The organism is Ovoidimarina sediminis (assembly GCF_032586175.1).
GTDB lineage: Bacteria > Pseudomonadota > Alphaproteobacteria > Rhodobacterales > Rhodobacteraceae > Ovoidimarina > Ovoidimarina sediminis.
Map to the genome: position 1 here is coordinate 19,128 of NZ_JAWHTE010000037.1, position 8,117 is coordinate 27,244.

General features: G+C 57.4%; 8 protein-coding genes. 2 read left to right on the plus strand and 6 right to left on the minus strand.

What is annotated here, in order from left to right; translation table 11 throughout:
* The first annotated feature begins 63 nt into the window (after positions 1 to 63).
* Positions 64 to 453 carry a hypothetical protein gene (locus tag RXV90_RS24075; RefSeq protein WP_316652654.1) on the plus strand — a complete coding sequence of 130 codons (390 nt, stop codon included), beginning with the start codon at positions 64 to 66 and terminating at the stop codon, positions 451 to 453.
* A gap of 64 nt (positions 454 to 517) precedes the next feature.
* Here RXV90_RS24075 and RXV90_RS24080 read toward each other — a convergent pair whose 3' ends face one another.
* The 6 genes from RXV90_RS24080 to RXV90_RS24105 all read right to left on the minus strand — a co-directional run bounded on the left by RXV90_RS24080 (position 518) and on the right by RXV90_RS24105 (position 6,235).
* Positions 518 to 844, minus strand: a complete 327-nt coding sequence (locus RXV90_RS24080; protein WP_316652656.1) for a hypothetical protein — start codon at positions 842 to 844, stop codon at positions 518 to 520.
* 5 nt (positions 845 to 849) lie between these two features.
* Entirely contained in the window at positions 850 to 1,431 is a 582-nt protein-coding gene (locus RXV90_RS24085) for a hypothetical protein (RefSeq protein WP_316652658.1), read from the minus strand.
* Complete coding sequence (locus tag RXV90_RS24090) at positions 1,400 to 2,113, minus strand: hypothetical protein (RefSeq protein WP_316652660.1); 714 nt, start codon at positions 2,111 to 2,113, stop codon at positions 1,400 to 1,402. Before RXV90_RS24090 ends, RXV90_RS24085 begins: the two co-directional genes overlap by 32 nt.
* Before the next feature lie 133 nt (positions 2,114 to 2,246).
* On the minus strand, positions 2,247 to 2,762 hold the full coding sequence (locus RXV90_RS24095) for a DUF805 domain-containing protein (RefSeq protein ID WP_316652662.1): 516 nt from the start codon (positions 2,760 to 2,762) through the stop codon (positions 2,247 to 2,249).
* 519 nt (positions 2,763 to 3,281) lie between these two features.
* On the minus strand, positions 3,282 to 4,775 hold the full coding sequence (locus tag RXV90_RS24100; RefSeq protein WP_316652664.1) for a phospholipase D-like domain-containing protein: 1,494 nt from the start codon (positions 4,773 to 4,775) through the stop codon (positions 3,282 to 3,284).
* A gap of 968 nt (positions 4,776 to 5,743) precedes the next feature.
* On the minus strand, positions 5,744 to 6,235 hold the full coding sequence (locus RXV90_RS24105) for a DUF6647 family protein (RefSeq protein ID WP_316652667.1): 492 nt from the start codon (positions 6,233 to 6,235) through the stop codon (positions 5,744 to 5,746).
* 408 nt (positions 6,236 to 6,643) lie between these two features.
* Here RXV90_RS24105 and RXV90_RS24110 point away from each other — a divergent pair, with 408 nt between their 5' ends.
* Positions 6,644 to 8,029, plus strand: coding sequence for an alpha/beta fold hydrolase (locus RXV90_RS24110; protein ID WP_316652669.1), 1,386 nt, complete (start codon positions 6,644 to 6,646; stop codon positions 8,027 to 8,029).
* Positions 8,030 to 8,117: the final 88 nt, after the last annotated feature.

Consider the following 8,117-nt stretch of genomic DNA (forward strand, 5'->3'; position numbering starts at 1 on the left):
TCGATACTTGTGCCGCTAGTTGCTATGGGATTGCTGGGAGGCCCTGCATCAGCCCGACCGCTTTTGGAAGAATCCGTGGCTTTAAATCCCTATAGCGAGACGGCGACGGCAATTACCGGCCCAGTGCTCTTGTCCACCAAACGAATGGTTTTCGAAACCGGCAGGTTTCTTGATCTAGAAGTTCATGAACCTCGGGCTGCTGGCAATTGGGGGGCGTCCGGAGATGTACCTGTTGCTCAGGTATTCCGTGTATCAGGGGATGCCGGACCCTTGCGGCAGGGAAACACGCTTTGTGGCGACCAGCCAATAACCTATATGGCAGCCTGGGACGAGGAAGGCTCCGGTTTTAGCTATCTTGGCATCGCAATGTTCACTGGGATAGAGGCGCCCACGAGCATTGCCGACCAGACTATGTGCGCGACCTATTTCTTCTCGATGGATGTTGCGGACTAGTTCAGAAGTTGTCCTAGTCTATTCGACTACGCGGGCCATTCATTGCCCAGTGCAAGCATGTGGTTCAGCGGTAGGGAATGCTGAAGAACGAGAAGCTGTTGGTCTGGGTGATTACAGGCGCTCCCGTTTCCGCCATTAGGCTTGCCATTGCGGCACTTCCTGTCGGACAGGCCACAAGATCGGCCGCATCGTCGAGGAAATCTACAGTGAATGCCGTTTCGCCGACAAGTTGGCATTCGTCTGCAGCGTTTCGGTAACCGCGCACGAAGTTCAGTTCCGGGTCAGGTTCGCTGATCGCGATTTCGGGAGCAGTTTCGACGCATCCCGTCACAGCCAGCACCAAAACGCAGGCACAGATGGCACGCATGACCTTTTCGAGGCGCCTTTCCATATATTCTACTCCCACTCTGCACCCGTGCTGCGCCAGACCATTTCATCTGAATCCCAAACACTGGCCACAACGCAGGGCGTTGGGTTGATCCCACCACATTGCGAGCCATGCACATCCGCCAATAGCACGCGGAATGGGCCAATGTTCGCCATGTCCCATCCCTGATTGAGAAGCGAAAACATACGATCCTTGATCAGGAAGTGAGACATGCAACCGCCTGTCCCGCAATAGAGTGACACAGCGGTGGAACAGGCAAACCCGGCCTCGTCCAGAACCCAGTCCCGCTGGATGTCTCCATCGAGATCGACGCGGTGAACGGCCTCTAATTCAAGGGCGAACTGTCCATTCTCGAAATCGGAGCATGCCTGCTGCGCGGCCTCGACTTTTTCAAAGAACTGTGTGGGCAGACTGGACAAGTCCTGCGCGTGAGCCGAAGCAGTGTTAAAAGCTGCGGAGATCGCAGCCAAAACAACCACACTTGTGCCGGCACCAGTGCGTTGCCCCTTTTCAGCTAGTCGACTCGCCATGTCTGTATTTCCGGCCTTCTCATGCGGCTCAATTGCACTGATCGTAGGTGTAATCGCCAAACTCGATCCAGTTCCGGCCCCCATCGCTGAAGACGAGGAACTCTGATCTATCTTCACCCAAGAGCGCCACCTGGAAGCCTGTCGGTGGTTCGGAGTTTCCGAAGAAGCTATATGAGGTCATCGCCCGAACCGTCTCACCATTGACGGTCACAATGGCATCCCACTGCTCGCCTGATTGACCCACGATCGCGTATTCGATGACCCTCTGCACGGCACCGCCACCGCAATACACAATGCCTTCTGGCGCCTCCATGCCCTGTGATGTCGACGCGTTGGCGCCGCAGGACGCGCGCAGGGATCTGACCGCTGCAGACGATCCTTTGAGCGTAAAGATGCCATAAGAGACATCCTGGTCAGCCATCGAAAGGTTCAGAACGGCGTTCCGTGCGATCTGATCCAAAACGAAATCATAGTCGCCCTGATCGAAGAAACGGACCTCAACAGGATAATTGTCGACCAGGGAAATCTCCGCATTCACTGATCCTGCCTGAAACGCACCTACCTCGGTCGAACCATCCTTCATGAACCGAAAAGACAGGCCCTGCTTGGAGACAATATCTTGCGAGTCCTCATAACCTGCTGGCGCGAAACGGACGCGATCGCACTGCAACTCCAGAGTCATGTTGCCCGTCTGAATGAAGGCGTTGGCGTTCGGCGGCCCACTGAAGTTCCAGTCAGCCATGGCAGGTGATGACATCATGATTGTGAGGACCGTGCCGGCGACTAGATGTCTCTTCATAAGTAACCCCCTAGGCAACTAAGCCATGTTTCGTCGTCATTCCGCCGCGAAAGCACTGATGATCCACGTCATAAGTTCAAGCTGCGGGTGGACCATATTCATTTGTACCTTCCTGTGACGGTCGGCTTAGCCACCAGATCATCAGCACAGAGAGTATCAGTTGGAGAACTCCCACAACCATCAAACCGGTGACGCCAAGTAGAGCCGCTGGGCCTCTCAACGCTTCAGGGTCGTCAGCCCCTTGCTCGAGGACTGAGAATACCGCGATGCCACTGAACAGCATGAACATGGTCGCGATGCTCAGTGCTGCAGGCAAAAGCAAGTACCAGCCTGGTCTTCCGGTGTCATGCAGTCGACGCCATCCAGCGGCAAGCATGGGTACGACAACGGCAAGTTGGAATATCGGGGTGAGGACTTGGCTGCTCTCTCCAGTTTCTGGATCCATGCCGAACAGGGAGGCGTCGATAACTGCCAAGACAACGCTCACGACAACCACGAACAACACAAACCACCAGTACTCGGACCGCACCGCGCGCCCCGAAAAAACAAAGTATTTCCCGAGGCACGTCTTGGTGGCTTCAACGAAACCCATGTTTGCGTTCTCCCTGAATACGTTGACAGGTACTTTCTGACACGAGGAGACATCTTGCAAGCTTTGGTCAATCTACTCAGATGCTGCACCTGCAACGGGCTGCTTCGTCCGCAAACCGGACCTTGGCCTCTGAGATCTCGCTGCACCGGTCACGAATGACTGCTATTCCCTCTGCGCCGCAGCGTTCGGGACCAGCGACGTTCTTGCTGCATGTGCGAGGGTCTTGGCCGGGTCACTTCCGGAAAGGGCTCTCTGCCGACATCTTAGGGTTTTGGTCGGATGACTGGTCTGCCAGGATAACCGGTCATCTGACGCCGTCTGAGCGCGATTTTGCTCGGGAACGACCGCTTCTACCGTCAGCGGACGTCCGTCGGAAATGGCCGGATGGCCGAGTAGCGGACGAACCGGTCATTTATTGAACTGCATGATTGATCCGGCAGATATCAATCAACTATCGCGTTGATCAGTGTTGCTGAGGAGGCGTTCGGTTCGCGGTTATGCGCTGAATGCTCACACCAGTCACAAGTATTGATCGAAGTAGAAGAGCCGAAAGAAAGTGGTCACGGCGCTGTCCATAAGCGAACCAAGTGGCTCACTTCTCTGGCGACTGATACCTGTGCGGTCCCGGTAATCCCACTTTTCTGTACCGTCCGGGTCGATCTTCAGCACATAGCCGTAGCGCTCGGCAACGCGGCTATAGCGGTCGGCAATCCATGCGGCCAACGCTGGACTTTCAATGTGCATCAGAAGTTCCGCGTTTTGCTGAAGGGATCTGGGGTCGAAGTTTGGGGAACCGATCAGCGAGACCTTGCGATCGATCACAGCCAGTTTTGTGTGCATGACCACAGCCGGGTAGTGGATCGTATCACCCTCTTCATATCTGCGTACCGCGTCACCGCGAAACTCGATGATACGCACCCCGGCCTTCAGGAGTGCTCGGCGATAACGCATGTACCCGGCATGTACTGACGGGTGGTTGGTCGAGGCGTGAGAGTTCGTCAGAATGGTGACTGCGACGCCACGAGCCGCAAGTCTTTGGAGAAGCCGGGCCCCATGCGCCTCAGGAATGAAATAGGGGGTGACGACAAGAACTTCCGACCGCGCCGCGGAGAAGGCCGAAAGGAACGCCCCTTCGACTTCTCCGGCCTTCCCACTCTGGGCACTGTGTATCCTGCCGGGTGGGTCAGCATGGAGCATACCTCTGACCTTAAAGGAGGGCAGATTTCGATGGCTGGCGGTGTTTCGGACGGTTTCTGCGGCAAAGGGTTTAGACTGCTCGGTTAACCAGAGACGCCCTACCTCATCCTTTCTTCGAAACCCGGCATAGGGCACGCTGAGTTCGTCTTCCCAGAAGGTTTCGAAGACCACGTCGAACTTCCGGACATCCGCCCCCTCGACGCGAATGTCGAAATCGGTGAAATACGCCTCCGGGTCTCTCAGGAAATACTCGTCGGCTATGTTGCGGCCCCCGACAATAGCAAGGCGGTCATCGACCAGCATCATCTTGCCATGCATCCGGCGGTTCACGCGAGGAAACTCTGCCAGAAATCCCATTGGCGCCGGCAACGCTTTGCTGTGCGGATTGAAGAGTCGCAAGGTGACGTTCGGGTGCGCGGCGAGCCGCGAAAGATCACCTTTCTCCCAGCGATGAAAGAAATCATCCAGCAGAATACGCACCTCGACACCCCGATCACCTGCGGCGAGAAGCGCATCCTGAACCATGAGCCCAACCGGGTCGGATCTGAAGATAAAGGTCTTGATTTTGATCGACCGTTTGGCCCCGGAAATCACCTCTAACCAGGCATCAAGAGCCTCGGGGCCGTCCGGCAAGGGGCTAACCTCTAATTGAAGGCCACTCAGGCGAGAAACCGTCTTGATGGCAACGCGGTCAGTACCTGTGTGCGGCGTGCTATCAAATGGCTCGGGTCGAACAGCCGGTCGGTCTTTGGTGGCGCTGCACCCCGCGATTACTGCGACAACAAAAAGCGCGAGAGCGCATTGAAATCCGGTCATTTCGATCGCTTAAGTCTCCTGTCTTAGGACGCCAACAAAAGGAAAGCTATCGAAACTGCCTTTAACGCAGAATGACATGCATCAACCGGGGCACGACAGGTCGGTCAAGCTGAGCAGGTCTCATGTAAGACTGATTGCCCACATTGTGGACGAAGCAGCCGAAGCCGTTCAAATGTCCTGCCGTCGCATGGCGTGACTAACTTATCCATGCAGTAAAAGCGCCGGTACTGCGATAACGTGCATCGCCGCCGCCCGGGATGCCGACTGGGACACACTGCCTACTATGGAAAGCCAAAGGGCTTTGTAGTCGCAGCAAGTTCAGTTTTTCTGGAGAAACTCAATGTCTTCATCTCGCCGGGGAAACTAAATTGCAGAACAAAGCGTTACTCTTTCTAGCATGCTTTCTTCTAACGGCCTGCGCCGCGGCCCAAGAGACTCCACAAGTGACCGCGAAGACAACCTCTGGTGAGCCTGTTGCATTGTTCTGCGCAGACGATCCGTCGAGTTACGCAGAGCAACTCGCTCGTCGCTCCAAGGTCACATATCAGCGGCTTGCTGATAGCGACAGTTACCTGATCGATGGTAGGATCAAGATCGAAGGTCAGGATCATCGTGTCCTAGTGACAAATGTCACTTCAGAACCTTGTAAGACAGAAGTTCGAAAACAGAAGAATGAGGCAGCAGGTAAAGCAGTGCTCGCCACTGGAGCGGTCGTAGTCCTAGCACCGCTGGCCATCGTAGGGCTTCTTCTCTGCCCGTACTGCTATTAGGGCCTTCGAATGAGGATTGCCGTCGTTTGAGCCTTTGGCAACTCGGTGGGGTTCAGCTGGAACGTCCGCTTCTGCCGTCAGCGGACCTCTATCAGATAATGCGCTATGTCCGAGTAGCGAGACATTGCGGACGTCGCTTTGGGTTCATCCAGCAAGACTCTGCAAGCAATCAGATTTTGATCGGTTTCTACATGTAAGCTAATAACGTGAGGCGCAGCCGGCCTGCAGCTGGCCCATGAGATCAAACAGGAGCGCTTCGCGCGGGCGCGCCTGCTTGCGCAGAAACGCCGCCTGTATCGCATAAGCCTCCGCTTCGAGGACGCCGACACATGCCGTGGCCTCGGGCGCTTCCATTTGTCGGCTGTGGACCAGCTCGTGAACGAAAAAGCTCAGGTCCACCGGGTCCCGAAAGTCTGTCTTGGCGTCAATGAGTATCTCGCCGGTCGCCCGGACATAAAGCGCGGCCACTGTTTCGTTGCCGGGGTCGCCGCCGTCGCCCCCAAAATAGAGACGGGCAAGGTGCAGATCCGTCGTGCGCTTTGGACAGCGAATGACGGACGGCGCCATGTTCACATCTTCGAGAAAGGCTACCGCCCGTTCCAGCGCGGATCCGTCTTCGGGACATCCCAAACGACCGTGATCCGTGTTGTCCGAAATCGCAGGCTCCGCCGCGAGGGCCAGCGTCAGCAAGGCAGAGAAGAGAGAAAGTCGCATATCGATCCTCCAATATTCGCGTTCGTGAGGATCCAAATCCCTGCCCGTAACGGCGCCGTTACGGCGGACGGGTACAACCGTCCCCACATTTGTTACGCTGAAACGAGCTGAAGAAAGATGCCGTCCAATATGTGTGATCGGAGCCACGATCTCTGTCTGCTTGGTCAGCCCGTTGTCCGCGCCTCAGACACGGGCCAGACAGTCCGGTTTCGACGGAACAAGGCGATTGGACTGCTCGCCCTGCTGGCCACCCGACCGAAACGCCCGATCGCGAGAGGGGAAATCGCTGCGTTTCTTTGGAGCGAGTCCCCGAAAGCTGCGGCGCGGACCAGCCTTCGTCAGGTCGTCCACGCGATCCGGGCCGAGCTCGGACCGGAGGCGCTCGTGTCAGTGGACGAGAATGCCCTCGCAATCGATCCCGACGTGCTTCGCGCCGACGTCTCCGCGTTTACCGAGAAGGCGGCAAGCCCCAGCATCTCCGATCTTGAGACCGCAGCCGCGCTCTACCGGGGCCCATTTCTCGACGGCATCGACCTGAACGAAGATGCCTTTGACACCTGGCTTGTTACCGAACGGCGCCATCTCGAAGCACTGGCGCTTTCGGTCCTCGGCCGACTGACCGACCACTACCGCCGGACGTCTCGCATCGAGGAGGCCCTGAACAGCGCCGACCTCGCGCTTCGCATCGACCCCCTGCAGGAAGACATCCACCGACAGATCATCGAGCTCCACGTCGCGTCCGGCGCCCTCGGTGAGGCACGCAAACATGCGGAGCACTGCCGCGATCTCATCCGCGGCGAGCTTGGCGTGGACCCCGAACCCGATACCTTTCAGGCGTTGGACGACGGATCGCTGGCACACCAGTCGGCTCCACCAAAGGCACGCGGCATTCACCAAACCATCCGCCACGTCACTGCCGGTGACGGCACCTCTATCGCGTGCGGCATCATTGGCGACGGTCCGACCCTGCTCAAGACGCCCAACTGGATGACCCACCTCGCCTTCGAAGAACACAGCCCGGTCTGGCGCCACTTTCTCGAGTTTTTCTCCGAAGCCCACCGGTTCGTGCGCTATGATCAGAGGGGCAACGGGCTCTCGGATTGGGATTGCCCGGACATCTCCTTCGACTCGTTTCGAAGCGATCTCGACGCGGTAGTGGATGCTTTGGTCGACGAACCGGCCGTGGTTCTTGGGATTTCACAGGGCGCTCCGATCGCCATCGACCTCGCCGTCCGCAGGCCTGAGCGGGTGCGGGGTCTCATTCTGCTGGGCGGCTTTGTTACCGGCATGGCGAACAGGGGCGACGATGCGCGCGAAGCCTCAGAAGCCGTGGACCGCCTTATCCGCTTCGGTTGGGGCCGCGACGACCCTTCCCTGCGCACACTCTACACGTCCAACCTGATACCCGGCGGCTCGAAGCGGCAGATGGATTGGTACAACGAAATGATGCGCATCGGCACGCCGCCTGAGAACGCTGTCCGAATTCGCCGCGCGCTGTCCCTCATCGATATCGGTGATTTGCTGACCCAGGTTCGAGTCCCCACCCTCGTCTGTCACGCGATTGGAGATCGCGTCTCACCGTTTGCCGAAGGTGAGAGGCTAGCGCGAGAAATCCCGAACGCCCGCCTGGTTCCGCTCGACAGCGACAACCACATACCGCTGGAGAACGAACGGGCCTGGATCACCTTCTCTATGGAGGTGCGCCACTTCCTCGGCTCTGGACTTAACCCGTCCACTCATGGTCACCGCGCATTGAAAGCATCGCCTTAACAACTAGGCCTCTTTGGGCTGATTGTGTTGAAGAAGTCGGCTTGAAGAGCGCGAGCGGATTTCGGTCGCGTGTGCTTTTGCCTGGCGC